The 24944-nt window shown below is 63.1% G+C and carries 22 protein-coding genes and 1 pseudogene; 16 read left to right on the forward strand and 7 right to left on the reverse strand.

Annotated features, from left to right (window positions below):
• Positions 1-120 precede the first annotated feature (120 nt).
• Entirely contained in the window at positions 121-2106 is a 1986-nt protein-coding gene (locus NKH06_RS13385; protein ID WP_023813537.1) for a TadE/TadG family type IV pilus assembly protein, read from the reverse strand.
• Positions 2107-2336: 230 nt separating this feature from the next.
• Between NKH06_RS13385 and NKH06_RS13390 the strand changes: the two genes are divergently transcribed.
• Together NKH06_RS13390 and NKH06_RS13395 are read left to right on the forward strand one after the other, a co-directional pair.
• Entirely contained in the window at positions 2337-3197 is an 861-nt protein-coding gene (locus NKH06_RS13390; RefSeq protein ID WP_023813538.1) for a TIGR01459 family HAD-type hydrolase, read from the forward strand.
• A gap of 6 nt (positions 3198-3203) precedes the next feature.
• On the forward strand, positions 3204-4184 hold the full coding sequence (locus tag NKH06_RS13395) for a bifunctional riboflavin kinase/FAD synthetase (RefSeq protein WP_023813539.1): 981 nt from the start codon (positions 3204-3206) through the stop codon (positions 4182-4184).
• An 18-nt stretch (positions 4185-4202) separates the two neighbouring features.
• Here NKH06_RS13395 and NKH06_RS13400 read toward each other — a convergent pair whose 3' ends face one another.
• Positions 4203-4757, reverse strand: coding sequence for an HdeD family acid-resistance protein (locus NKH06_RS13400; RefSeq protein WP_023813540.1), 555 nt, complete (start codon positions 4755-4757; stop codon positions 4203-4205).
• A gap of 194 nt (positions 4758-4951) precedes the next feature.
• Here NKH06_RS13400 and NKH06_RS13405 point away from each other — a divergent pair, with 194 nt between their 5' ends.
• The 3 genes from NKH06_RS13405 to NKH06_RS13415 all read left to right on the forward strand — a co-directional run bounded on the left by NKH06_RS13405 (position 4952) and on the right by NKH06_RS13415 (position 9929).
• Entirely contained in the window at positions 4952-5758 is an 807-nt protein-coding gene (locus NKH06_RS13405; RefSeq protein WP_023813541.1) for a MipA/OmpV family protein, read from the forward strand.
• A gap of 290 nt (positions 5759-6048) precedes the next feature.
• Entirely contained in the window at positions 6049-9042 is a 2994-nt protein-coding gene (ileS, locus tag NKH06_RS13410) for an isoleucine--tRNA ligase (protein WP_023813542.1), read from the forward strand.
• A gap of 206 nt (positions 9043-9248) precedes the next feature.
• Complete coding sequence (locus NKH06_RS13415) at positions 9249-9929, forward strand: hypothetical protein (RefSeq protein WP_023813543.1); 681 nt, start codon at positions 9249-9251, stop codon at positions 9927-9929.
• Between the two features lie 40 nt (positions 9930-9969).
• Here NKH06_RS13415 and NKH06_RS13420 read toward each other — a convergent pair whose 3' ends face one another.
• Positions 9970-10419 carry a nucleoside deaminase gene (locus NKH06_RS13420; RefSeq protein WP_023813544.1) on the reverse strand — a complete coding sequence of 150 codons (450 nt, stop codon included), beginning with the start codon at positions 10417-10419 and terminating at the stop codon, positions 9970-9972.
• Between the two features lie 182 nt (positions 10420-10601).
• Here NKH06_RS13420 and NKH06_RS13425 point away from each other — a divergent pair, with 182 nt between their 5' ends.
• The 5 genes from NKH06_RS13425 (at position 10602) to NKH06_RS13445 (ending at position 16917) form a co-directional block, all read left to right on the forward strand.
• Positions 10602-12638, forward strand: a complete 2037-nt coding sequence (locus tag NKH06_RS13425) for a pseudouridine synthase (RefSeq protein ID WP_352868058.1) — start codon at positions 10602-10604, stop codon at positions 12636-12638.
• Positions 12635-13189: a 16S rRNA (guanine(966)-N(2))-methyltransferase RsmD gene (gene rsmD, locus NKH06_RS13430; protein WP_127257966.1), complete on the forward strand. Its 555-nt coding sequence runs from the start codon at positions 12635-12637 to the stop codon at positions 13187-13189. Before NKH06_RS13425 ends, rsmD begins: the two co-directional genes overlap by 4 nt.
• 134 nt (positions 13190-13323) lie before the next feature.
• The gene (locus NKH06_RS13435) at positions 13324-14712 is read left to right on the forward strand and encodes a M16 family metallopeptidase (protein WP_352868055.1); all 1389 of its coding nucleotides are present in this window, start codon (positions 13324-13326) and stop codon (positions 14710-14712) included.
• A 4-nt stretch (positions 14713-14716) separates the two neighbouring features.
• Positions 14717-16057 (forward strand): M16 family metallopeptidase, encoded by a 1341-nt coding sequence (locus NKH06_RS13440; protein ID WP_352868053.1) that lies wholly within the window; start codon positions 14717-14719, stop codon positions 16055-16057.
• A complete protein-coding gene (locus NKH06_RS13445) occupies positions 16054-16917 on the forward strand; it encodes a patatin-like phospholipase family protein (RefSeq protein WP_352868051.1) in 864 nt (287 codons plus the stop codon). The genes NKH06_RS13440 and NKH06_RS13445 overlap by 4 nt, the downstream gene beginning before the upstream one ends.
• A gap of 42 nt (positions 16918-16959) precedes the next feature.
• On the opposite strand, the gene NKH06_RS13450 is transcribed toward NKH06_RS13445, so the two are convergent.
• On the reverse strand, positions 16960-17502 hold the full coding sequence (locus tag NKH06_RS13450) for a dihydrofolate reductase family protein (RefSeq protein WP_352868049.1): 543 nt from the start codon (positions 17500-17502) through the stop codon (positions 16960-16962).
• Between the two features lie 128 nt (positions 17503-17630).
• Here NKH06_RS13450 and NKH06_RS32025 point away from each other — a divergent pair.
• The 3 genes and pseudogenes from NKH06_RS32025 to NKH06_RS13460 all read left to right on the forward strand — a co-directional run.
• Positions 17631-17832 (forward strand): annotated as a pseudogene (locus NKH06_RS32025) (patatin-like phospholipase family protein); the annotation flags it as partial.
• 186 nt (positions 17833-18018) lie between these two features.
• On the forward strand, positions 18019-18375 hold the full coding sequence (locus tag NKH06_RS13455) for a MarR family winged helix-turn-helix transcriptional regulator (protein ID WP_352553916.1): 357 nt from the start codon (positions 18019-18021) through the stop codon (positions 18373-18375).
• Positions 18376-18392: 17 nt separating this feature from the next.
• Complete coding sequence (locus NKH06_RS13460; protein WP_352553918.1) at positions 18393-19127, forward strand: NADPH-dependent F420 reductase; 735 nt, start codon at positions 18393-18395, stop codon at positions 19125-19127.
• A gap of 338 nt (positions 19128-19465) precedes the next feature.
• Here NKH06_RS13460 and NKH06_RS13465 read toward each other — a convergent pair whose 3' ends face one another.
• Entirely contained in the window at positions 19466-20119 is a 654-nt protein-coding gene (locus NKH06_RS13465) for a TetR/AcrR family transcriptional regulator (protein WP_352553920.1), read from the reverse strand.
• Between the two features lie 127 nt (positions 20120-20246).
• Here NKH06_RS13465 and NKH06_RS13470 point away from each other — a divergent pair, with 127 nt between their 5' ends.
• Positions 20247-21125 carry an SDR family oxidoreductase gene (locus NKH06_RS13470; protein WP_352868046.1) on the forward strand — a complete coding sequence of 293 codons (879 nt, stop codon included), beginning with the start codon at positions 20247-20249 and terminating at the stop codon, positions 21123-21125.
• Positions 21126-21287: 162 nt separating this feature from the next.
• Here NKH06_RS13470 and efp read toward each other — a convergent pair whose 3' ends face one another.
• Positions 21288-21857 carry an elongation factor P gene (gene efp, locus NKH06_RS13475; RefSeq protein ID WP_127289004.1) on the reverse strand — a complete coding sequence of 190 codons (570 nt, stop codon included), beginning with the start codon at positions 21855-21857 and terminating at the stop codon, positions 21288-21290.
• A gap of 117 nt (positions 21858-21974) precedes the next feature.
• On the opposite strand from efp, the gene epmA reads away from it, so the two are divergent.
• Together epmA and NKH06_RS13485 are read left to right on the forward strand one after the other, a co-directional pair.
• Positions 21975-23015, forward strand: coding sequence for an EF-P lysine aminoacylase EpmA (gene epmA / locus NKH06_RS13480; protein ID WP_352868043.1), 1041 nt, complete (start codon positions 21975-21977; stop codon positions 23013-23015).
• A 113-nt stretch (positions 23016-23128) separates the two neighbouring features.
• Entirely contained in the window at positions 23129-24379 is a 1251-nt protein-coding gene (locus tag NKH06_RS13485; RefSeq protein ID WP_352808443.1) for an NAD(P)/FAD-dependent oxidoreductase, read from the forward strand.
• Between the two features lie 24 nt (positions 24380-24403).
• On the opposite strand, the gene NKH06_RS13490 is transcribed toward NKH06_RS13485, so the two are convergent.
• On the reverse strand, positions 24404-24820 hold the full coding sequence (locus tag NKH06_RS13490) for a VOC family protein (protein WP_013532348.1): 417 nt from the start codon (positions 24818-24820) through the stop codon (positions 24404-24406).
• Positions 24821-24944 lie beyond the last annotated feature (124 nt).

Here is a 24944-nt window from a genome sequence, read left to right on the forward strand (position 1 = left end):
CAGCGCGCCGCGAATGGATGCACGATCCGGCAGGCGGCCAACATGTGCCTGTCCCGGCAGGCGCGCGCAAGTGCATGGCGGCGCCAGCCGTTGTTCCAGCTAGCCGCCGGTGCCTACGGATCAGCCGACGACGCGCAGGTTCGACAGTTCGTTGCCGATTTCCTTGAAATCGTTCGACAAGCTGGCGCCGGTGGCGTTCCAGAACAGTTTTGCCGGCTTGCTCGCGTCCGTTGGATCCTTGCGGAAGCGCGAGTTCGACGAGCAGGATTTCAGCGCCTCGATCGCCTGCTGGTCGGCGATTTTAGTCGTCGACAGATCGAGCGCCACAGTCATCACCATGATGTTGGCTGCCTTGGCGTTGTTGCAAAGCGTCGCCATCTGCTCGTTGAGCGCGTTGGTATAATTGCCGTTAGAATAATCGAATTGGCCAATGGTGCTCGATGTGCCCATGAACAGGCGGCCCACCGACGTGCCGTTGTAGCCGGGTTTGAGATAGCCGAAGGACGCATAGGTCGACTTCGAATCGGCGGGGTCGGAATAGCCGAGCGAGGAAGGCGTGTAGTAGGTGTTGGCGCCGTCGGTCAGCACGATCACGACCTTGTCGTTGCCCCTCTCGGTTTCCGGGCGTCCTTGCGTGAAGGGCTCGCCGCTCGAAACCACGCGCCATCCCCAGGCGATGCCTTCGGGAACATTGGTGCCGCCATCGGGCTTCATCAGGTCGATCGCGGCCTTGATCGCCGTGAGCCCAGTGGCAACGCTGACATCGGTCAGCGGCGTGATCGGGTTGGTGGAGCAGCTGTAGTTCGGCCCGTTGCCGGCGGCCAGCGCCGGCGCATTGATCGGCCGCGGCTGGAAATATTTGGCCATGTTGCGCAACCGGGATTGGCCGGTGCTGCTTGTCGGGTCGTCATTCCACCAGCTGTTGATAGCGCCATAGGCCGTCGGCGCGGCCTCATCCGGATCCTGAGTGATCTTCCAATGGTTGCCGGGTTCGTCAGGGGCGAACATCGGCACGAACATCGTCGCCGGATCGCCAATCCCTATGCCGGTGTTCGCAGAGCCGCCGGAAGGCGCCGCGTCGTTGACATTGTAGGGATAGGGCCTGGCCTCGACGCAACCCTGCCAACTGGCGAACGGGCCATAGGAATCGATGTAGTCGTATTCGTCGTGGTCGCGTTTGCAGGTGTTGTTCGAGTTGTATTCGTCGCAAACCACGCGCTTGCTGTTGGTGACACGCTCATGGTTGGTGACGACCTTCATGTCTCGGTAGAGCGAAAACCGGGTCAGCATCTGGCCTTCGCCGGTACCCCATCCGGTGCCGCGCTTGTACCAGATACCGTTGGTCTGCTGGGCGTATTTGTCGACCGCGTTCAGCGTCGACCAGTCGAAATTCTCGTTCGATACCGGCGACAGTCCTTCGGTGTCCATCCAGGACGCGTTACCGTTGCCGGGTCCGACATTGACCGAGGCGGCAAACGGCACGAGGCCGAACTGCACCGGCCTGTCGACCTGCTTGATCATCGCCGCCTGCTGGGCCAGCGTGTCGACCAGCTGTTTGGCCGCGGTCTTGAGAAGGTCGATCCGCGTTTGCCCCGAGCCCGTTCCGGTCTTGGTCATCGACCCGGAATTGTCGAGCACCAGGGCGACTTCAAGAGTGTTCTTCAGCCGCACTTCCGAGGAGACGTTGAAGCTGATCTTCTGGTTGGCGTCGGTTTCGGATTTGCCGACGAGCTGACCGAAGACCGGATAGAAATAGGGCTTGTAGTCAAGCCGCGCGCTCATCTTGAGCAAGCCCCCGCCGGCGGTGTTGCTTGGCAAGGTGACGCTGAGCGTCGTGTTGGCAGGGTTGATCTTGTTGAGGTTGGCATTGAAGAAATCGAGCGCATAGGCTCTCAACTGGTCGTCGGTAGCACCTTCCGTCAGCCGGCGCGCCGTGGCGAAGTTTGCGGCATCGAGCGCATTCGAAACCGCCTGTTTTTCGCGGCTCATCTCGGTGAAGTCGACGGCCATCGCCAGGGCGCCCATGAGCGGAACCATCGCGACGACGGTCATAAGAGCATAGTTGCCGCGTTGGTCGCGGCAGAACTGACGCCAAAGTCCATGCATGTCTTGCAGCGGCCCCCGCCGGCGGATTCTCGATCAATGCCAGCTTTCCACAAAACGCTGAAGGCCGTGTTTGGGAAATCGCTCGATTGCCGGGGCAGCGCTTCACCAACCGCTAACCAATCGTGCCTGGCGAAAGCTGATGACAGGCCGGGGCGGTTCGGCTAATCCGAACCGGCTGCGGCGAACCGTCGGTCGCGGCGATCGCAACGATCATGACTGAAGGAAACGGCATGGCGGATTCGCCTGAAATCATCAGCTCGCTCGAAGACGTGTCGAAGGCCTATTCGGCAATCCTGTGCGACGTCTGGGGCGTGGTGCACAATGGTGAAACGCATTTCCCGGCGGCGGCCTCGGCATTGGCAAGGGCTCGAGAGGCGAAAATCCCCGTCGTCCTCATCACCAATTCGCCGCGCAGAAGTGCGGATGTCGTGGCGCAGATGAACGCGATCGGTGTTCCACCGTCAGCCTACGACCGGGTGGTTACCTCAGGCGACGTGACGCGGGATCTGATCGCCGAAGGGCCGCGCAAGATTTTCCATATCGGCGCCGACCGGGACTTCACCCTCTATGAAGGTCTCGACGTCGAGCTTGTCGAGGAGTTCGAGGCGTCCGGCATCGTCTGCACCGGCCTGTTCGACGACGAGGTCGAAAACCCCGAGGATTACACGGAGCTCCTGCGGCGGCTGCGCGCCCGGAACCTGCCTTTCATCTGCGCAAATCCCGACATCGTGGTCGAGCGCGGCGAACGCATCATATGGTGTGCCGGCGCGCTGGCGCGTGACTACGCCCAGCTCGGCGGCCGCACATTGATCGCTGGAAAACCTTACGCGCCGATCTACAATCTCGCGATGAAAGAGGTCGCCGAGATTCTTGGCCAGCCGGTCGAGCGCGGCCAGGTGCTGGCCATCGGCGACGGCATGATGACCGATGTGAAGGGCGCCGCCGACAATGGCTTCGATGTTCTTTATGTCTCCGGCGGCATCCATGCCCGCGACTATGGCGATGCCCTGTACCCGGACCCGGCAAGACTGGCGGCGTTCCTGGAAAAGCATGGCTATGGTCCGGTGGCCGTCATTCCCAGACTTCGGTAGGTGACGATGGCAGCCTTCCAACGCATCCTGGCAACCGCGCCGCTTCCCGCCGACCTGCGCGGCGGCGTGGTGGCGATCGGCAATTTCGATGGCGTCCATCGCGGCCATCAGGCGGTGCTCGAGCGGGCCTCTGCCGAGGCCGGACGGCGTGGAGTGCCGGCCCTGGTGCTGACATTCGAACCGCATCCGCGCAAGATCTTCAGGCCTGATATCCCGTTGTTCGTGCTGACGCCGCCGCCGATGAAGGCGAGGCTCCTGTCGCTGCTGGGCTTTGCCGCGCTGGTCGAACAGCCGTTCACGCGCGACTTCGCCTCGCTGTCGGCGGAAGCGTTCGTGACGGATGTGCTGGAAACGAACCTTGGCATTACCCACGCCGTGACCGGGTTCGATTTCCACTTCGGCAAGGATCGTCAAGGCGGCCCGGCCTACCTGATGGCGGCCGGCGAACGTCATGGCTTCGGCGTCACGCTCGTCGACGCCTTCCGGGACGAGGGCGCCGAGGTGGTGTCGTCCAGCCGCATCCGCGGATTGCTGGGCGAGGGCGAGGTGGCTGAAGCCGCCGGTCTGCTCGGCTACCGCTTCACCGTCGAAAGCGAGGTGGTCGGCGGACAGCAGCTTGGCCGCACCCTTGGCTTTCCAACCGCGAATATGAGGCTGTCGGCTGAAGCCGCACTCAAGGAGGGCATCTATGCCGTCCGCTTCCGCCGCGCCGACGGCACGCTTCACGACGGCGTCGCCAGCTTCGGCCGTCGCCCGACGGTCGACGACAATGGCGCGCCGCTGCTTGAAACCTTCGTCTTCGACTTCTCCGAAGACCTCTATGGCGAGGTCTGTCAGGTTTCCTTCTTCGGTTTCCTGCGCCCGGAGGTGAAGTTCGAAGGGCTCGATGCGCTGGTCGCGCAGATGAAGCGCGATGAAGCCGAGGCACGCGCGCTGCTTGCCGGCGTCAAGCCGCTCTCCGATCTCGACGCGGCCATGGCTTTTTGAGTCCAGGCGTGATCCCGGCTATTTTTTCAGCGCGAGGCCGACGGCGATGAAGGTCCAGCCCTGGAAGATCAGATCGATCGCAAGGAACAGACCGAGCACCCACAGGCTGTTGACCGGCCAGCCCATGGCGATGATCAGACCTGCAAGGGCGCTGATGACACCGGCGGCGACGATCCAGCCCCAGCCGCGTTCCGGCCGATGGCTGTAGCCGACCCAGGCCCTGAGCACCCCTGACGCGACCAGCGCGATCGCCAGCAGGAACGTCAGCACCGCCGAGGCAAGCAACGGATTGCCGAAAGCGAAGAAGCCGGCAACGGCGTACAGCAGTCCGCTGAGCAGCCAGTAGAAGAAGCGGCTCCAGGTCTTGACGCCGAACGCATGCACGATCTCGATGATGCCCGCCATCAGCATCAGCCATCCCACGACGTAGACGGAAGCCACCGTGGCGACGAACAGATTGGCAAAGGCAATGCCGCCGAAGATGAGCAGCAGCACACCGAGCGCGACAAACCATCCCCATTTTGTCCGTGTCTGTTCGATCGCGATTTTCAAGGCGTCGCCATGCAGGGTCATTGTCGCGGTCTCCATCGAGGGCTGCGGAATACTGCGAATGGAAGGTAATCCGGGCGCGGGCCAACGTCCAGTCGATGACCGGCAGCCGGATCGCGGCAAAGCGCGAGCGTATGTCTCGGGTTTAAATCAAATTTTACCAAACGGCCGTCAAAGCTGTCGTCGGTAACCGTGTGTGTTGTGTTAGTGGAGTGGCCATGAGTCCGGTCGGAAGAATCTCTCTGGTGTTGGCCGCTGCGATGCTGGGTGGCGCGGGCGTTGCCAATGCGGGCGAGGGCAGCTGGCTGTCCGGCGACTGGTATCTGACCGTTGGCGCCACTGGCATGGTGGCGCCGAATTTCGAGGGCGGCAAGAAGTACCTGCTCAGCGCCTCGCCGATCATTTCGCTGGGCAAGGCCGGACCTGCCGCCCGCTTTGTCTCGCGCAACGACAACATCTCGCTGGCGCTGGTCGATGATGGCGGTGTCCGCGCCGGCCTGACCGGCAAGTTCCTGTTTTCCCGCGACGATGACAACGCCGATGAGCTGAAGGGCCTCGATCCGGTGCGCTGGGGCGGCGAAGTCGGCGGCTTCTTCGAATTCTATCCGACGGACTGGCTGCGCGCCCGCGCCGAGCTGCGCCACGGCATTCGCGCCCACAACGGCTTTGTCGCCGACATCGCCGCCGACGCCTTTTACGACGTGACGCCGACCGTCAGGATTTCGGGAGGACCGCGTGTTTCCTTCGCCTCAGGCAACTATTTCGACGCCTATTATGGCGTCAACGCGCAGGAAGCGGTGGCCTCGGGCTTGAGCGAATACCATCCCGGTGGCGGGTTGAAATCGACCGGCCTCGGCGGCGCTATCACCTGGAAGGTGACCGAGCCGATGACTGCCAGCCTGTTTGGCGAATATTCGCGCCTGATGGGACCGGCGGCCGATTCCAGCCTGGTCAAGGAGCGTGGCGACCGCAACCAGTTTATGATTGGCGTGTCGACCACCTACCGCTTCGATTTCACGATGTAGGTGAATCGAACGAGAGACGCTTTATTCCTGCGTCTATCTCCGCTAAAAGCCCACCAATGACGAGCTTTTCGCGCCTTCGCGTGCTGACGATACGAATTACCGGCCCGGTGTTCCGGGCGGCCTGAGGGTCGCCGGAACCGCCGGGAATTCTGCGCGCGGCCTCTCGCGCTTTTTCCAGATCATCAGGCATGTCGCCCAAAAGTGGCCCCGGTTTTGGGAAAACGACATGCGCAAAAGTATAGTTCAACGCCCGAGCTCTTTTGCCGCCGGGCAATGCACATGGCAGACCAATGACCGATACAACTGAAACGATCGACTATTCCAAGACGCTTTACCTGCCGCGGACGGATTTCCCGATGCGTGCCGGCTTGCCGGAGAAGGAGCCGCTGCTGGTCAAGCGCTGGCAGGACATGGACCTCTACCGCAAGCTGCGCGAGAGCGCTGCCGGCCGCACGAAATACGTGCTGCATGACGGCCCGCCCTACGCCAACGGCAACATCCATATCGGCCATGCGCTGAACAAGATCCTCAAGGACGTCATCACCCGCTCGTTCCAGATGCGCGGTTACGACTCGAACTATGTGCCCGGCTGGGACTGTCACGGCCTGCCGATCGAATGGAAGATCGAGGAGCAGTACCGCGCCAAGGGCAAGAACAAGGACGAGGTGCCGGTCAACGAATTCCGCAAGGAATGCCGTGAGTTCGCCGCAGGTTGGATCACGGTGCAGGGGGCCGAGTTCCAGCGCCTCGGCGTCATCGGCGACTTCGAGAATCCCTATACGACGATGGCTTTCCATGCCGAGTCGCGGATCGCCGGCGAGCTTTTGAAATTCGCCATGTCGGGCCAGCTCTACCGCGGCTCCAAGCCGGTGATGTGGAGCGTGGTCGAGCGTACGGCGCTGGCCGAGGCCGAGATCGAGTACCACGACTATGAGAGCGACACGATCTGGGTGAAGTTTCCGATCCAGTCTGCTGATGGGGATACGATTTTACACGTCGAGGACGAAGGTGGTGAGCGAACTGGCAGGAAAATTGTCGTAAAGCCGCCGCACAGTTTGTCCCATGCTTCAGTTGTCATCTGGACGACAACGCCTTGGACGATCCCGGGTAACCGGGCGGTAGCCTATTCGCCACGCATTGCCTACGGACTTTACGAGATCGTGGCAGCCGAAAATGACTTTGGCCCTCAGCCCGGTGAGAAGCTGGTCTTTGCCGACGCGCTTGCCGATGAAAGCGCAGCCAAAGCCAAGGTGAATTTTAAGCGACTTCGCACCGTGACAAGCGAGGAACTTGCCAACGTAACGTTAGATCATCCGTTTTTTGCGTTAAACGGAGGGTATCATTTCGATGTGCCCATGCTCGTCGGCGACCATGTCACCGACGATGCCGGCACCGGCTTCGTCCACACCGCGCCCGGTCACGGCCGCGAGGACTTTGACGCCTGGATGGACGCGGCGGTGGATCTGCGCGCACGCGGCATCGATCCCGCCATCCCGTTCACCGTCGACGATGGCGGCTTCTTCACCAAGGACGCGCCGGGGTTCGGCCCCGACCGCGAGGGTGGACCGGCACGCGTCATCGATGACAATGGCAAGAAGGGCAACGCCAACCAGGCCGTCATCGACGAGTTGATCAAACGCAACGCGCTGTTCGCGCGTGGCCGGCTGAAGCACAGCTACCCTCACTCCTGGCGGTCCAAGAAACCGATCATCTTCCGCAACACGCCGCAATGGTTCGTCTACATGGACAAGGACCTCGGCGATGGCTCGACGTTGCGCAGCCGGGCGCTCAAGGCCATCGACGACACCCGCTTCGTGCCCGCCGCAGGCCAGAACCGCATCCGCGCCATGATCGAGGAGCGCCCGGACTGGGTGCTGTCGCGCCAGCGCGCCTGGGGCGTGCCGATCGCCGTGTTCGCCGATGCCGACGGCAATGTGCTGAAGGACGAGGCGGTCAACCAGCGCATCATGGACGCCTTCGAGCAGGAAGGCGCCGACGCCTGGTTCGCGGCTGATGCCAAGGAGCGTTTCCTTGGCAATCACGACGCTTCGAAGTGGAAGCAGGTGATGGACATCCTCGACGTCTGGTTCGATTCGGGCTCGACGCATGCCTTCACGCTGGAGGATCGTCCTGACCTGAAATGGCCAGCCGACGTCTATCTCGAAGGCTCCGACCAGCATCGCGGCTGGTTCCATTCGTCGCTGCTGGAGAGCTGCGGCACCAGGGGCAGGGCGCCTTACGACACCGTCGTCACCCATGGCTTCACCATGGACGAGGATGGCCGCAAGATGTCGAAGTCGCTCGGCAACACCGTCGTGCCGCAGGACGTCATCAAGCAGTCGGGCGCCGACATACTGCGTCTGTGGGTGGTGACGACCGACTACTGGGAGGACCAGCGGCTCGGCAAGAACGTGCTGCAGACCAACATCGACGCCTACCGCAAGCTGCGCAACACCATCCGCTGGATGCTGGGTACGCTTGCCCATGACGATGGCGAAGAGGTGCCGATGGAGAAAATGCCGGAGCTGGAGCGGCTGATGCTGCACCGGCTGGCCGAGCTCGATGAGGTCGTGCGTTCGGGCTACGACGCCTTTGAATTCAAGCGCATCACCCGCATGCTGCTCGATTTCATGGTGGTCGAGCTGTCGGCGTTCTATTTCGACATCCGCAAGGATGCGCTCTACTGCGACGCGCCGTCGAGCCTGAAGCGCAAGGCTTCGGTGCAGGTGGTGCGCCATCTCTTCGATTGCCTGGTGAAATGGCTGGCGCCGATGCTGCCTTTCACCACGGAGGAGGCCTGGCTTGACCGTCATCCCGACGCCGTCTCGGTGCATCTCGACCAGTTCCCGCAAATCCCGGCGGACTGGAAGAACGAGGCGCTGGCGGAAAAGTGGCGCCAGGTGCGGCAAGTGCGGCGCGTCGTCACCGGCGCGCTGGAGATCGCGCGCGCCCAGAAGGTGATCGGATCGTCGCTGGAAGCGGTGCCGGTCGTCACAATCAACGACGCAGCGCTCGAAGCGGCGATTTCAGATGTCGACATGGCCGAGATGGCGATCACCAGCGATCTGGTCATCGCTCATGGCGAGGCACCGGCTGGTGCCTTCGCGATCGACGACGTCAAGGGTGTCGCCGTGGTGGTCGAGAAGGCCGAGGATCGTGGCCTGTTAAAATGTGCACGCTCCTGGCGCTACACCGCCGATGTCGGCCAGGATCCGGAATTCCCGGATGTTTCGGCTAGGGATGCGGCGGTGCTGCATGAATTGAAGACGCTTGGCCGACTTTAACGGTTAGTCGGCTGGATCGGTGCACAAATGCCACGCCGGGCGGGCGAAAACCGCCCGCGCGTTGCCCTTAACGAGTGGTTGAGGTAAACACGCGAAACTCCGGAAGACAAATTGTCGCCGGATTTCCGTCGCAAGTGCTTGGACGATGGGGACCGGCCACAAGGCCGGCGGCAATCGAGAGGCTGTCTAGAGTGGGACTTTTTGGCATGACCGAGAGATATAACGCGCGCTTGGCGCTGCTGGCGCCGCTTGTCGCGTCGGGCCTCGCTTTGTCCGGCTGCATGGGCTCTCCGACCTACGGCACCGACAAGACCGCCGGCGAACAGCTGGCCGGCGATATTTCAGGTGCCTTTTCATTCGCGCCGAAGCGCAAGGAACAGATCGACTACAAGCCGCGTCCGACGCTTGTGAAGCCGGCGCCAGGCCAGAAGGAAGCGCTGCCGGCCCCGCAGGACAGCATCGAGACGGCGAGCGCCGAATGGCCCGAATCGCCCGAGCAGCGCCGCGCCCGCCTGCGCGCCGACGCCACCGCCCATCAGAACGACCCGGCTTACCAGTCGGAGATCGTCGACGACGTGCAGACCGATCCGGCCTCGGTGAAGAGGGCAATGGCGGAATCAGGCTCGAGCCACCCGCCGGCATGGACACCGGCCGATTCCGACAAGGGTCGCGCCGCCGAGATCCAGCGCCGCCTTGCCGACAGCAAGCAGGGCGATCCGAACACCCGCAAATATCTGAGCGAGCCTCCAGTGCAGTATCGTGTCGCGGCCGGCACGGCGCCGCAGAACGAGCTTGGCGAGGACGAGTACAAGAAGGAACGCCGTCTCAAGAAAGAGGCGGAAGGCAAGAAGGGCAGCGGCTGGTTCGACTGGATGCCGTCCCTGTAAAAACCGCTTCTTTCTTATTTCTTGCCGAAGGGCGCCCGGCTCAGCCGCGCCGTTCCCGGAAAAATCCTTTGAGCAACAAGGCCGCCTCGGTCTCGCCCATGCCTGGATAGATGTCGGGCCTGTGGTGGCAGGTTGGCGATGCGAAGAAGCGCACGCCATTGACCACCGCGCCGCCCTTGTCGTCGGCGGCACCGAAATAAAGCCGGCGCAGCCGGGCGAAGGAAATTGCGCCGGCGCACATGGCGCAAGGTTCCAGCGTCACATAGAGATCATGGCCGGTCAGCCGCTCGGCCGACAGTTTGCGGCAAGCTTCGCGGATGACCAGCATCTCGGCATGCGCGGTCGGGTCGGCAAGTTCGCGTGTGCGGTTGCCGGCGCTGGCGACAACACCAGCGCCATTGGCGATGACGGCGCCGACCGGCACTTCGCCTCGCAAGGCGGCAGCCTCGGCCTCCTTCAGCGCCAGCGCCATGAAATCGGGCCGCTTCACGCGATTTCCACTCTGATTATCTCCTCGCCACCTGACGGTGATCCTGTTATGGAGCGCAGGACCTCGAAAATCGGGACTCGGTTTTCGAAAATGATCATGCGCCACATCAAAAGTGCTACAGCGTTCGTTGCGCGCCCGAAAGGATGCGCCACGCTGTAGCAGCGCAAACGGATAAAGGCCACATGGACGACAACGACAAGAAATTCCGACCCAGGAAGGGTCCGGCCAAGAGTGGGCCGAAAGCCGCGGGACCGCGCAGCCGTGATGGCGCCGCCGGCAAGGGCGGCAAGCCGTCCTTTGGCGCCAAGAAGCCTTACGCACCGCGTGGCGATCGGCCGATGGCCGCCGATGGCGAGCGGCCGAAGCGCGATTTCAAGGGCGGCGACAAGCCTTTCAGCAAAGGCCCGCGACCCGAAGGGAAGCCTTTTGAGAAGCGCGAAGGGCCGCGCAAGCCCTACGCACCGCGCGGCGACCGCCCGATGGCCGCCGAAGGCGAGCGCAAGCCCTATGAAAAGCGCGAGGGGCCGCGCAAGCCTTATGCGCCCCGTGGAGATCGCCCGGTGGCCGCCGAAGGCGAGCGCAAGCCCTATGAAAAGCGCGAGGGGCCGCGCAAGCCTTATGCCCCCCGTGGCGATCGCCCGGCTGCGGCGGCAGCGGGCGGCGAAAAGCGTTTCGACCGTCCCAAGCGTGATTTCAGTGACCGCGCGCCGCGCGACGCCGGCGATCGCCCGAAGCGTGACTTCGCCGACCGCCCCAAGCGCGATTTCAGCGACCGCCCCAAGCGCGACTTTGGCGATCGGCCGCAAGGCGCATCGGGTGGCAGCTTCAAGCCACGCCCGCGTCCCGCCGAGGGCGCGGAAGAGGCAGGCGAGCGCATCGCCAAGCGGCTGGCGCGCGCCGGCCTGGCCTCGCGCCGCGATGCCGAGGAGCTGATCGCCGCCGGCCGCGTCAAGGTCAATGGCCGCGCCCTGACTTCACCGGCCTTCAACGTCATGCCTGATGACATCATCCATCTCGACGGCATGGAAATCCCGCCGATCGAGCGCACCCGGCTGTTCCTGTTCCACAAGCCGGCCGGCGTCGTCACCACCAACCGCGATCCCGAGGGCCGCAAGACCGTCTTCGACGTGCTGCCGGCTGAATTGCCGCGGCTGATGACCATCGGCCGGCTCGACATCAACACCGAAGGCCTGCTGCTGCTCACCAATGATGGCGGCCTCTCGCGCGTGCTCGAACTGCCGGCCACCGGCTGGCTGCGTCGCTACCGGGTGCGCGTCCACGGCAAGGTCGAGGAAAGCGCGCTTGCGGGCCTGCGTGAAGGCATTGCCGTCGACGGCGTGTTCTACGGTGCCATCGAAGCGACGCTCGACCGTGAGCAAGGCACCAATGCTTGGCTGACGATCGGCCTGCGCGAGGGCAAGAACCGCGAAGTCAGGAACATCCTGGGTTCGCTCGGCCTCGACGTTACGCGGCTGATCCGCATCTCCTACGGGCCGTTCCAGCTCGATGACCTCGCCGAGGGCCATGTGCTGGAGATCAAGGGGCGCGTGCTGCGTGACCAACTCGGCGAGCGCCTGGTTGAGGAATCCGGCGCCAATTTCGACGCCGATGTCACCAAGCCGTTTTCCAACAAGCCGGTGCGGCGCACCGAAGTTCGCGAGCCGGAGCCGGAGCGGCCGAAATTCACCCGCGACGGTGAGCGCCGCCCGATCGGCGAGGGCGGTTTGATCAAGAACCGCAAACGCCGCGAAGGCAGCCGCGACGAGGCTCTGGGCAAGCTGTCGACAAGCCCTGACAGAAGCGCGGAGAAGAGTTTTGGCGAACGCGGCCCGCGTCCCGAACGCAGCTTCGGCGACAAGCCACGCGGCAGTTTTGGCGACAAACCGCGCGGCGGCTTCGGCGACAAACCGCGTGGTGCTTTTGGCGGCAAGCCGGGCGGCGGGAAAAAGTCCGAGCGCGAGCAGCGGCCGATCGAGCCGCCCGGCCAGCGCAAGGCCAATGTCTGGATGGCACCGGGCGCGCGGCCGATCGGCAAGGGCAGGGCCGACGCCGATGCCGCCAAGGCAGCTGAAGCCAAGGCGCGCAAGGCATCGTTCAAGCCGACCTATGGCAAACCGGCCGGTGCAAAGCCGTTCGGCAAGCCGCGGGGCGAACGTCCGGGCGGGGCCGGCGGCGGTGAGCGTCCGCGCAATGGTCCCCGAGGCGCCAAAGCGAGATGAGAATCGTCGGTGGTGAGTTTCGCGGGCGTCCGCTGGCGACGCCCCGTTCGAGCGCCATTCGTCCGACGACCGATCGCACCCGCGAGGCGGTCTTCAACGTGCTGGCGCATCGCTTTGCCGAGCAGTTGGACGGCGCGCGCGTGCTCGACCTGTTCGCCGGCACCGGTGCGCTGGGGCTTGAGGCGCTGTCGCGCGGTGCCTCCTATGGCGTCTTCATCGAGGAATCAGCCGAAGGCCGTGGCCTGATCCGCGACAATGTCGAAGCGTTCGGCCTGACCGGCCGCACCAAGATCTTCCGCCGCGACGCCACCGGCCTTGGCGAAGCGGGCACGCTGGCGCCGTTCGGCCTCGTCTTTGCCGACCCGCCCTATGGCAAGGGTCTTGGCGAGCGCGCCTTGCAGTCGGCGAAAGCCGGCGGCTGGCTTCGCCCCGGCGCGCTGTGCGTGGTCGAAGAGGCGGCAGTGGCGCCGTTCGAGCCGGGCCCCGGGTTTTCGGTGCTGGACGAGCGCAACTATGGCGAGACCGTTATCCGCTTTGTCGAGGCGGTCTGATACGCCTCGTATCCTTGGCCGTGCATCCATGAGCCGGCCTCTTTGCCGCCGCCTTTGCCGGCAACATGACCAACAATTCACTTTGCTTGTCGCCAGCACCTTGCCTATCGTCCGCCAAGAAACCGGAGCCATCGATGACATTTCAGGCTGAATGGCTGCGCGGAACGCTGTTGGCGACCTCTTTGGCTTTTGCGATAACCGGTCCGGTGCTGGCCGAGAGCCCCGTCTTGCCCAACACGGTTCCGGCCGAGTTCAAGGTCACGGATTTCCTGCTCGACAACGGCATGGAGGTGGTCGTCATTCCCGACCACCGTGCGCCGATCGTCACCCACATGGTCTGGTACAAGATCGGCAGCGCCGACGAGCCGCCAGGCAAATCCGGCATTGCGCATTTCTTCGAACATCTGATGTTCAAGGCGACGACCAACCATGCGGCCGGCGAGTTCGACCGCGCCATCTCCGATATCGGCGGCTCCAACAACGCCTTCACCTCTTACGACTACACCGCCTTCCACGAAACGGTGGCGCCGTCGGCGCTCGAGCTGATGATGAGCTTCGAGGCCGATCGCATGCGCAATCTCATTCTCACCGACGATGTGATCAAGACCGAGCGCGATGTCATCCTCGAGGAGCGCCGCTCGCGCATCGACAACAGCCCCGAGGCCGTGCTGGACGAGGAGGTCGATGCGACGCTTTGGCAGAACCAGCCCTATCGCATCCCGGTCATCGGCTGGATGCAGGAGATGCAGCAGCTGAACCGCGCCGACGCTGTCGCCTTCTACGACCAATATTACCGGCCCAACAACGCGGTGCTGATCGTTGCCGGCGATGTCGAACCGGACACGGTGCGGGCGCTGGCCGAAAAGACCTATGGCAAGGTGGCGCGCGGCCCCGATCTGCCGCCGCGCATCCGTCCGGTCGAGCCGGAGCAGAACACCAAGCGCACGGTGACGCTCGCCGATGCCCGCGTCAGCGTGCCGAGCTTTTCCACGCAATGGGTGGTGCCGTCCTATCACACCGGCAAGCCGGGCGAGGCGGAAGCGCTCGACCTCTTGGCGGAGATCCTTGGCGGCGGCAATCGCAGCCGGCTCTACCAGGCGCTCGTCGTCCAGCAAGGTATCGCATCCAGCGCCGGCGCCTTTTTCCAGGGCACCATGCTCGACGACACCAACTTCACTGTCTATGGCGCGCCGCGCGGCGATGCCAGGATTTCCGACGTCGAAGCGGCGGTCGATGCCGAAGTGGTGCGCATCGTCAAGGATGGCGTCACGCCATCGGAGCTGGAAAAGGCCAAGGACCGCTATGTCAGGTCGATGATCTTTGCCCGCGACAAGCAGGATTCCATGGCCAACATCTACGGCTCGACGCTGGCCACCGGCGGCAATGTGCAGGACGTCCAGCAGTGGACGGACCGCATCCGCAAGGTCACGACAGACGAGGTCAAGGCCGTCGCCGCGCGCTATCTCGTGCTCGCACGGTCGACCACCGGCTATCTCTTGCCGCAGCAACAGGCGGGGAATTGATTTGATGACGAGCACGAACGCGGTACGCGCACCCCTCACCACCCTTTTCCTCTCCATCCTCTTCCTCATCCTGCCGGCACTCACCGCGCGGGCCATGGACATCCAGTCCGTCACCTCGCCGAAGGGCATCACCGCCTGGCTGGTCGAGGACTATTCCGTGCCGGTCGTTGCCATCCGCTTTGTTTTCGGCGGCGGCTCGACGCAGGATCCGGTCGGCAAGGAGGGACTGGCCAATCTGATGACCGGCCTGTTCGACGAAGGCGCCGGACCGCTCGACAGCGAAGACTTCCAGATCAAGCTCGACGATGCCGGCGCCGAGATGAGCTTCGACGAGAGCCGCGACGGCATCTACGGCTCGATGCGCATGCTGGCCGAGCAGCGCGACCAGGCCTTCGACCTGTTGCGGCTGGCGGTCAACGAGCCGCGCTTCGACCAGCTGCCGATCGACCGCATCCGCGCCCAGATCCTTTCCGGCATCATTGCCGGCGAGAATGATCCCGACACGGTGGCGCAGAACAAATGGGCGCGTGCCCTCTATGGCGATCATCCCTATTCCCGCTCCGATCAGGGCACCAAGGAAAGCATCGCCACCATCACGCCCGATGATCTCAAAGCCCTGCACAAAGCGGTGTTCGCCCGCGGCGGCCTGCGTGTCGCCGTGGTCGGCGCCATCGACGCGGAGACGCTGAAGAAGAAGCTCGACATGGTGTTCGGCGACCTGCCGCAAAACCAGGCGCTGAGGCCGGTGGCCGATATCGACCCGAAGCTGGCGCAGCATATCGAGGTCGATTACGACCTGCCACAGACCTCGCTTCAGCTCGCTTTTCCCGGCGTGAAGCGCAAAGCGGCGGATTTCTTCCCCGCCGTTCTGATGAACGAGATCCTCGGCGGCGGCACCTTCACCTCGCGCCTGTTCCAGGAAGTGCGCGAGAAGCGCGGGCTGGCCTACAGCGTCAACTCCTCGCTCATCAACCAGGACCACGCCAACGCGCTGATTGTCAGCACCGGCACCCGCTCCGACCGTGCGGCCGAGACGCTGGGCATCATCCGCGATGTGGTCAAGCGACTGGCCGAACAAGGCCCGACCGAGGCGGAACTGGCGGCGACCAAGAAATACATGATCGGCGCCTACGCCATCAACAATCTGGACTCCTCCAGCGCCATCGCCTCGACGCTGGTCGAACTGCAGCTCGACGATCTCGGCATCGACTACATGCAACGCCGCGCCGGCTACATCAACGCGGTGACGCTCGACCAGGTCGAGGCGGCGGCGAAGAAGCTGCTGACCGCCGAGCCGACCATCATGGTCATCGGCCCGAAACTGGCCGGAGCCGGCAAGGGATGAGCCCGACCTTCGGCATCGCCTTCGGCGGCGGCGGCGCGCGCGGGCTGGCGCATATCCATGTCATCGAGGCGCTGGACGAGTTGGGCATCAAGCCGGTGGCGATTGCCGGCTCGTCGATCGGCGCCATCATGGGCGCCGGCATGGCATCGGGCATGACCGGCAAGGACATCCACGACTATGCCCGCTCGATCCTCGGCCGCCGCGCCCAAGTGGCGAGCCGCATGTGGCGGGCGCGGCCGGGCACCATCGCCGAAGCCATGCAGGTCCGCGTCAGCCAGTTCAACGTCGAGCGCATCCTGAAAGCCTTTCTGCCCGAGGCCATTCCCGAAACCTTCGCCGAGCTGAAAATCCCGCTCAAGGTGACGGCGACCGACTATTTCGGCCACAAGCTCGCTGTCTTCGAAGACGGCGACCTGCACTCGGCGCTGGCGGCGTCAGCTGCCATTCCCGCCGTGTTCCGCCCGGTGATGCGCGACGGCAGGCTGCTGATCGACGGCGGCATCTACAACCCCGTGCCGTTCGACCTGATCGAGAACGATGCCGACATCATCATCGGCGTCGACGTGGTCGGCGCGCCGGAGGAAGTCGACCGCAAGCACCCGACCTCCGTCGACCTGATGTTCGGCGCCACGCAGCTGATGATGCAGTCGATCATCGCCAACAAGCTAAAACAATGCCGCCCCGACATCCTGGTCCGCCCGGCGGTGTCGAGATACCGCGTGCTCGATTTCCTGAAGATCGACGCCTTGATGAACGAGACGGTGGATATCAAGGACGAGCTGAAGCGGCAGGTGGAGAAGGTGCTGGAGGCGAGGAATAGCGCCGCCGTTAAAGGGAGGCGGGGGAAACAGGTCGGGTGAGGTGCATCTTTCCTTCACCTGAGAGGAGAGAGCCCAACCGTCTTACGACTTAGCCATCACCGTTGCATACTCTAGCGCCACCACGCCGTTGCTAAATGGTTTTGCCGAAATCAATTCGAGCGACACCGGCTCGCCGGCTGGGAACAGCGGCTTGCCCTGGCCGACGGCGCCGGGATAGCTGAGCAGCCTGACGCGGTCGACCAGGCCGTGGCGCAGCAATTCCTGCGCGACGCTCAGGCTGCCATGCACATAGATGTTGCCGCCGCTGTCTTGCTTCAGCGTCCTGACCGCTTCCGGCAGGGAGCCCTTCAGCAATTGCGCCGGCTTCCAGTCGAGCGCCTTCAGGCTGGTCGAGGCGACATATTTCGGCAGCGCGTTGAACCGGTCGGCAAAATCTCCGATTTCCGTGGGCCAGGACCCGGCAAAGATCTCATAGGTCGTGCGCCCCAAAAGCATGGCGCCGCTGTCGGCAAGCTCCTCCTCCTTGAACCTGTTCATCTCGTCGTTCCAGATCACCCTGGGCAGCTTCTCGACCTCGGCAATGCCATCGACGCTGATGAATTCGGTGACGATAAGTTTTCGCATGGCGCGCTCCTTCTTTGGTCAAAGGACGGAATGCGCAGGCCTTTTGCGACACGTTTCATGAAAAATAGCACGGCGCCTTGTCGTTTTCGGTCAACGCCATAGACACGCATTGACCTCACTGGCCTGACGGCGCCACGCAATTGATGTGCAGTCGATCATCGCCAACAAGCTGAAACAATGCCGCCCTGACATCCTGGTTCGCCCGGCAGTGTCGAAATATCGCGTGCTTGATTCCTGAAGATCGACGCCTTGATGAACGAGACGTCTGACATCAATGGCGAGCTGAAGCGGCAGATGGAGAAGGTGCTGGAGGCGCGGCATGCGGTTTGACTCCAAGTGCAGCTGGAGGGTTGCATTCCTCCACAGTAACATTATCTAGTGCACTAGATACTAGTTCGCCAGTGAAGTCGGCTTGTCTCTTTGGGCTATGGTATGGCACCTCAAAAAAGCGCGTCACGTTTGGTTCGAATGCAAATCTCGTTCGCCCTGTACGGGGCGGCGGGCCGGATGGCACGCATGCACAAGCCGTTCCTCGATCCACTGGGCCTGACCTTTCCACAGTACCTTGTGATGCTGGAGCTCTATGCGTCCGCGCCCCGGTCCGTAGGTGATCTTGGAAACGCTTTGGGCATGGACACCGGCACGATCACCCCATTGCTCAAGCGGCTCGATACCTGCGGGATGGTGACGCGAATGCGAGATCCCGAGGACGAACGCCGGGTCCTTGTCGATCTCACACCTGCCGCTCACAGCATCAAAGACGAGGTCTGGAGCATCTCCGGCAAGATCAAGAGTGCCTGTCAAATGTCCGAGGACGAGATCATAGCGCTGCGAGACACTCTTCATGACTTCGCTCACCCTGCTAAAATTTGAAAACCAAAGGATGTAAAATGAAAATCGGAATCATTGGGGCCGGCAACATCGGCTCGCTGGTTGCAAAGAAGCTGGACGCCGCTGGCCACCAGGTGAAACTGGCGAACTCGCGTGGCCCCGAAAGTCTTGCGGACACAGTTGCCGGCACCGGCATCCAGGCCGTTGGGAGAGAGGCGGCAGTACTGGATGCCGATGTGGTCATCCTGTCAGTGCCCTTTGCCAAGAACCCAGACCTGGCAACGATTCTTGCCGGCGCCCCTGCTGGCGCAATCGTGGTGGACACCTCCAACTACTATCCAACCCGTGACAGCAAAATCTTCGAGGTTGATAGCGGCAAGCCGGAGACCGTTTGGGCCAGCGAGCAGGTGGGGCGCCCCCTTGTTAAGGCTTGGAACGCACTGCTAACGCAGACATTGGCAGAGGCCGGTTTGGAGGCCGGTGCTCCAGGTCGCATTGCCATCCCGATTTCGGGTGACGACGCCGCGGCCAAAGCACTTGTATCCGATCTCATCAGCGTCACTGGCTTCGATGCGGTGGATGCGGGTACTCTTGAGGAGTCCTGGCGACTGCAGCCGGGCACTCCCGCCTATTGCACTGAGTTGACCGCCCACGAACTCAAGACTGCGCTCACCGCCGCTGACAGGAAACGCGCTCCTTCGAACCGCGACGCCATCATGGCATCGTTCTCCAAGCCGGATGCAGAGTTCACCCGAGCTGGCGCAGTCGCAACCAATCGATCTCTCTCTGCCTGATTTAGATTGCGGCCGCCCGCGATAAGCGGGCGGCACGCAGCCTTCGCCAACTTACTGGGGCGCCTCTTTCACTAGGGCCATCGCCATGGACCCTCGCTCTCCACATGCCCTGAAAATTTCTGGAAGGGTTGATGCCTCACGAAACCGTGGCCCAGGGCGTCTTGTCGTCAACGACAATTTCGCCGTTATTCTTTCGATTTGCTAGCTGGAATATGCATCGATCGTCCTCATTGATGTTGCGCTTACTTTTTCTTCATCGAGCGGAGGCCGAATTTGCTCCATTCGCCGCCAAATTCTGGCGCTCGGCCTGCGGCCGCGTTTTTCGTCTGAGCTGACCATCAGGCGCTGCAGACGTCGAAGTTTCGATCAGCCGGCTCAACCGCAGCCTTGAGCAGCATCTTGGCCGCGTCGCGCGTTGCAAGAGGTTCAACGCCCCCCCTCATGGCTTGTGCGTTCACGAGCGAGCCCTGGATGAGCGCTAGGATCTGGACGACCACGCTCTCTTGATTTTTCAACTTCAAGGGCTGGATGAGCGACACGACAAACTCATGTAAGTTATGGAAATATGCTGCGAGCGTTGCCTGCACCTCTGGCGTTTCCGCGTCCGGTCCGAACTCGGCCAGCCCTCGAACGAAAGGACAGCCGCGGAAAGTAGGCTCCTGAAAGGACGCGTTCAGTGTGTCGAAAATAGCCAGCACGCGATCCAGCGGCACCGGTCCGGCTTGTTCTGTCGCAGTCGCCAGCATGTCGAACCACAGCGCGCTTTTGTGGCGCAGATAGGTAGCGGCAAGATTGGCCTTCGAGGGGAAGTGCTTATAGAACGTCATCTTTGCGACGCCGCTCTCGGCGATGATGCGATCTATTCCCACCGTATGGATGCTGTTTCGGTAAAATAGTTCAGACGCTGTTTTCAGAATTCGCTCTCGCGGAGCCAAGGCGTGCAACGACCGCGATTCCAGGTCGAGGTACTCACTCACATCCAAAGTTTTCATTCTCGCCTGCCGGGTGCGCGTTCGGTGTAGAAACAGAATAGTCTGTCTATTTTCTCTTTGCAACGGACATACAGGTCTGTATATTCCTGCTTGCCCCGTTAGGTGGGCAAGCGAGAGGATCGAGAAAATGTGCAGCAAGGTTGTAGTTGGTACCGGCGCGAGCAGCGGTTTTGGAAAGCTCACCGCCTTGGAGCTCGCCAGGCGCGGGCACGTAGTGGTCGCGACCATGCGCGACATCGAAGGCAAAAACAGCCAGACGGGCAGTGAGCTAATCAACGCTGCAAAAGCCGAAGGGCATGAGCTCCAGGTCATTGAGATGGATGTGACGGACGAAGCGTCGGTCAACGCTGCGATCGATCGGGTCGTCGAGCAACACGGCAGGATTGATGCGCTCATCAACAACGCGGGCACGATGTTCGTCGGCGTGACCGAAGCCTACACGGTGGCAGACATCGAGCAGCAATTTGCGGTGAACTTTTTTGGGGCCGTAAGGGCCGACCGCGCCGTCCTACCCCATATGCGTGCTGCGGGCAGCGGCGTGCTGATCCATGTCACCTCGTTGATGGGGCGTGTCATCTTTCCGTTCTTTGGTGTCTATTCCGCGAGCAAGTTCGCGCTTGAAGCGCTTGCCGAGGCATATCGATATGAACTGTCCAGCTTCGGCGTAGACTCGGTGATCGTGGAACCCGGGCCATTTCCGAGCAATCTGCTTCCATCTAGCCCAGCGCCCTCGGACGAGCAGGTCTTGGCGACATATGGCGCAGTTGCGTTGGTCCCAGGCCAAATCAAAAACAACTCCGATCAGGGACTTGATCCTGCGAATCCACCCCGCCCTCAGTTGGTGGCTGACGCCATCGCACGGCTAGTCGAGGCTACGGAACGGCGCCCATTGCGCACCGTCGTCATGCCAGAGGGCATGGACTTCGGGGTGGAGGGACTGAATCAGGCCGTCGCTCCTATTCAAAACAACCTGCTTACTGCGCTCGGTATGTCAAACATGATCTGATAGCGGAACCGCCATCACGTCGCCGCCTATGACCTCAACGTCAGCTTCCGGCGCACGGGCGCCGAAAGCCGTCGGTCTGATTGCGGGCCTTCGATGCCTCGTCTCTAAGGGTCGCTCGCTGAGGAATAACCGCCTTCACCCTGAAGCTAAAAGCCAGCCCCCTCAGTCCTTCGCGCGCTCCACATAAGCCCCGTCCGCCGTCATCACGACCACGCGGGTGCCTGGCGCGATGTGGGGTGGCACCAGGGTGCGCACGCCGTTGGACAGCACGGCCGGCTTGTAGGAGGACGAGGCCGTCTGGCCCTTGGTGGTCGGCTCGGTTTCCACCACTTCGAAGGTGGCGCGCTGCGGCAGCACCAGGGAGATGGCGATGCCGTTGAACTGCGACACCTGCACGGCCATGCCTTCCAGCAGGTAAGGCGCCATGTCGCCGACCACGGCTTCCGACACCGCGACCTGGTCGTAGCTTTCCGGGTTCATGAAATGAAAGCCTTCGCCGTCACGGTAGAGGAAGGTGTGCTCGCGCTCTTCCACATAGGCGCGCTCAACCTGTTCGGTGGTGCGGTAGCGCTCCGAAACCTTTACCCCGTCGCCGATGCGGCGCATATCGAGCTGCGTCACCGGCGTGCCCTTGCCTGGGTGGATGTTTTCGGCAAAGAGGATCACATAAAGCTTGCCGTCCTTTTCGACGACGTTGCCTTTGCGGAGCGAACTGGCGATGACTTTCACCACGGTTTTATATCCTGCAAGAAGAGTTGACTGGCGTTTGCCGGCTTGTGCGGCGCTGGATGGGGGCCTACCGCATCTTGGCCGCCGCCGCCAGCCCCCTTCCACCATGTTCCGAGCCGCATGACCGAAGCTTCGCCCTGGTGGACGCCGCATGTCCACGCCGACCGCCGCCCGCGGCTGATGCTGCGCAACGGCATCGCCGCCAGCCTGCGCGACTGGTTCGCCGCCCATGATTTCGTCGAGGTGCAGACGGCAGCGCTGCAGGTCTCGCCCGGCAACGAGGCGCATCTGACGGCCTTCGCCACGGAAGCGGTCGGGCCGGACGGTGCAAGGGCGCCGCTCTATCTCCACACCTCTCCGGAATTCGCCTGCAAGAAGCTGCTCGCCGCCGGTGAAGTCAGGATTTTCAGCTTCGGTCCGGTCTACCGCAACCGTGAGCGCGGGCCTTTGCACCATCCCGAATTCACCATGCTCGAATGGTACCGGGTGGGCGAGGCCTATGAGAGCCTGATGCAGGATTGCGCGGCCTTCCTGGCGCTGGCCGCGACAAGGGCAGGGGCTACTCTTTTCTCGTTTCGGGGCCGCGACTGCGATCCGTTTGCCGAGCCGGAACGGCTGACGGTGGCGGAGGCCTTCACTCGCTACGCCGGCATCGATCTGCTGGCAACGGTCGCCGCCGACGGCAGCACCGATCGCGACGCGCTGTATGCGGCGTTGACCCAGGCCGGCCTGCGCACTGCGCCCGACGATAGTTGGGCAGATTTGTTCAGCCGTGTGATGGTGGAAAAGATCGAGCCGTTGCTCGGGCAGGGGCGGGCGACCATCCTGTGCGAATATCCACTGGCCGAGGCGGCATTGGCGCGGCCGAGCCCGAGCGACCCGCGCGTCGCCGAGCGCTTCGAACTCTATTGCTGCGGCGTCGAACTCGCCAACGGGTTTGGCGAACTGACGGACGCCGACGAGCAGCGCCGGCGTTTCATCCTCGAGATGGATGAGAAAGAGCGCATCTATGGCGAGCGCTATCCGCTGGACGAGGATTTTCTTGCCGCCCTTGCCATCATGCCGCCGGCCAGCGGAATCGCGCTCGGCTTCGACCGGCTGGCGATGCTGGCAACCGGCGCGCAAAAGATCGAGGACGTGATCTGGACGCCGGTCGCCTGAGGCGCGGAAAGATCTGGCCTATTCGATTCCAGGGATCAAGACTGGACCGTGACCCCGAACCAAGAGACCACATGATCGGTACGGGATTTCAAGGTCAATCGGGAAGATCCACAGTGGCTGCTTCTGAAACGGTCGAAATCGCCATTGTCGGCGCCGGAGTTGTCGGGCTGGCGACGGCACTTCGCCTTGTCGCGGACGGCCGCGAAGTTCTGCTCATCGATCCGAACGAGCCGGGCTCCGGCGCGTCGTTCGGCAATGCCGGGACGATCGCCGAATATGCCTGCATGCCGGTCGGCACTCCTGCGGTGCTGCGGGCGTTGCCAAAGCTGCTGCTTGATCCCGACAGCCCGTTTTCGCTGCGCTGGCCGGCGCTGCTGCAGCTGGCGCCATGGCTCGTTCGGTTCATGCGGCAGTCGCTGCCGGCGGCCACCCGGGCCAATGCGCTGGCGCTCGCCGGACTGCTGGCCGACGCCCTCCCGGCCTGGGAGGAAACGGCTGGGGAGGCCGGGCTGGAGGACCTGCTGCGCCGCAATGGCTGTCTTTACCTCTATCGCCGCGAGAGCGATTTTGCCGCTGGCGCCGGCGGCCGGGCAATGCGCGCTGGGTTTGGCATCCACCAAGAGGTGCTGACCCCGGAAGAGGTGGCGGCACTTGAGCCGGGCCTGCCTGCGACAGTAGCGCATGGCGTGTATTTTCCCGACTCGATCAATGTCACCGATCCGGCAATGGTGATGCGGCGGTTGCTGGGCGCGGTGAGCGCCCGTGGTGCATCGGTAAAGCAGGCTGAGATCACCGGGCTGCAGGTCGAGGCTGGCGGTGTCCAGCTCAGCGGCCCCGGCGTTCGCATCAAGGCTGGCACGGTGGTGATCGCCGCCGGTGCACGGTCGCGCGCACTGGCCGCGCAGGCCGGCGACAGGATTCCGCTCGAGACCGAGCGCGGCTATCATCTGGAATTCCAGACCGACGCGCCGCTGCTCAACCGGCCTGTGTGTCCCGTCGATCTTGGTTTCTACCTGACGCCGATGGCTGGCCGCTTGCGGGTCGCCGGCACCGTCGAACTCGGCGGCCTGGTCGCGCCGCCAAATCCGCGCCGGCTGGCGCTGCTTGACCGTGGCGCCAGGCAAATTTTTCCCGGGCTCGGCTCGCCTGCCTCGCAATGGCTCGGCTTCCGGCCGTCCCTGCCGGATTCCAGGCCGGTCATCGGCCCTTCACACGCCAGTTCCCGGGTGATCCATGCTTTCGGTCATGGCCATCTCGGCCTGACGCTCGCCCCGATCACGGCGCGGCTGGTCGCCGACTTGATCGCTGGACGCGAAGATCCGGCTCGGCTCGCACCCTTCGCGGCGGGCCGTTTCGGCCGTTGATCGACCGATGCCCTCGATCCTGAGCTAATGCGCGAAAACCTGCTCCAAAGAGCGAAAGCCCTTGAATTCCAAGGCATTGCCCGAGGGGTCCCGGATGAACAGCGTTGCCTGTTCGCCGGGCTCGCCCTTGAAGCGGACCATCGGCCGTTCCAGCCAGTCGATGTCGTCGCGCGCCTCCAGCCGCGTCGCCAGGCGCTGCCAGTCGTCCATCAGAAGCACAGCGCCGAAATGCGGGATCGGCACGACAATGCCGTCGACCTTGCCGTCACTGGGAGCTTGTGCGGCCTGCGGCCGCAGATGCGCAGACATCTGGTGGCCGTAAAGGTCGAAATCGACCCAGGTCGCTGACGAGCGGCCGATGGCGCAGCCCAGCACCTCGCCATAGAAAACGCGGGTTTCATCGAGATCACGGACCGGAAAGGCGAGATGGAATGGCGTCATCGAAATGCTCCGTGCAGGCTGCGAACCGATTTTGCGTCACAGGGTTGGCGATTTGAACCGTCCACCCTGCATTTTGATTGAAGCCTATGCCATTGCACAAGCCGGACCGGAACAATAGATGGGT

It is taken from the genome of Mesorhizobium sp. M1342 (assembly GCF_040317955.1).
In the GTDB taxonomy this organism is placed as follows: domain Bacteria; phylum Pseudomonadota; class Alphaproteobacteria; order Rhizobiales; family Rhizobiaceae; genus Mesorhizobium.

Bases quoted from the DNA above. Each gene is read 5' to 3' on its own strand.
- epmA (WP_352868043.1), top strand. From the start codon at position 21,975: ATGACCGAAGCTTCGCCCTGGTGGACGCCGCATGTCCACGCCGACCGC.
- ileS (WP_023813542.1), top strand. From the start codon at position 6,049: ATGACCGATACAACTGAAACGATCGACTATTCCAAGACGCTTTACCTG.
- NKH06_RS13460 (WP_352553918.1), top strand. From the start codon at position 18,393: ATGAAAATCGGAATCATTGGGGCCGGCAACATCGGCTCGCTGGTTGCA.
- NKH06_RS13465 (WP_352553920.1), bottom strand. From the start codon at position 20,119: ATGAAAACTTTGGATGTGAGTGAGTACCTCGACCTGGAATCGCGGTCG.
- NKH06_RS13425 (WP_352868058.1), top strand. From the start codon at position 10,602: ATGGACGACAACGACAAGAAATTCCGACCCAGGAAGGGTCCGGCCAAG.
- rsmD (WP_127257966.1), top strand. From the start codon at position 12,635: ATGAGAATCGTCGGTGGTGAGTTTCGCGGGCGTCCGCTGGCGACGCCC.
- NKH06_RS13385 (WP_023813537.1), bottom strand. From the start codon at position 2,106: ATGCATGGACTTTGGCGTCAGTTCTGCCGCGACCAACGCGGCAACTAT.
- NKH06_RS13405 (WP_023813541.1), top strand. From the start codon at position 4,952: ATGAGTCCGGTCGGAAGAATCTCTCTGGTGTTGGCCGCTGCGATGCTG.
- NKH06_RS13390 (WP_023813538.1), top strand. From the start codon at position 2,337: ATGGCGGATTCGCCTGAAATCATCAGCTCGCTCGAAGACGTGTCGAAG.
- NKH06_RS13400 (WP_023813540.1), bottom strand. From the start codon at position 4,757: ATGACCCTGCATGGCGACGCCTTGAAAATCGCGATCGAACAGACACGG.
- NKH06_RS13415 (WP_023813543.1), top strand. From the start codon at position 9,249: ATGACCGAGAGATATAACGCGCGCTTGGCGCTGCTGGCGCCGCTTGTC.
- NKH06_RS13455 (WP_352553916.1), top strand. From the start codon at position 18,019: ATGCACAAGCCGTTCCTCGATCCACTGGGCCTGACCTTTCCACAGTAC.
- NKH06_RS13435 (WP_352868055.1), top strand. From the start codon at position 13,324: ATGACATTTCAGGCTGAATGGCTGCGCGGAACGCTGTTGGCGACCTCT.
- NKH06_RS13470 (WP_352868046.1), top strand. From the start codon at position 20,247: ATGTGCAGCAAGGTTGTAGTTGGTACCGGCGCGAGCAGCGGTTTTGGA.
- NKH06_RS13440 (WP_352868053.1), top strand. From the start codon at position 14,717: ATGACGAGCACGAACGCGGTACGCGCACCCCTCACCACCCTTTTCCTC.
- NKH06_RS13450 (WP_352868049.1), bottom strand. From the start codon at position 17,502: ATGCGAAAACTTATCGTCACCGAATTCATCAGCGTCGATGGCATTGCC.
- NKH06_RS13445 (WP_352868051.1), top strand. From the start codon at position 16,054: ATGAGCCCGACCTTCGGCATCGCCTTCGGCGGCGGCGGCGCGCGCGGG.
- NKH06_RS13490 (WP_013532348.1), bottom strand. From the start codon at position 24,820: ATGACGCCATTCCATCTCGCCTTTCCGGTCCGTGATCTCGATGAAACC.
- NKH06_RS13395 (WP_023813539.1), top strand. From the start codon at position 3,204: ATGGCAGCCTTCCAACGCATCCTGGCAACCGCGCCGCTTCCCGCCGAC.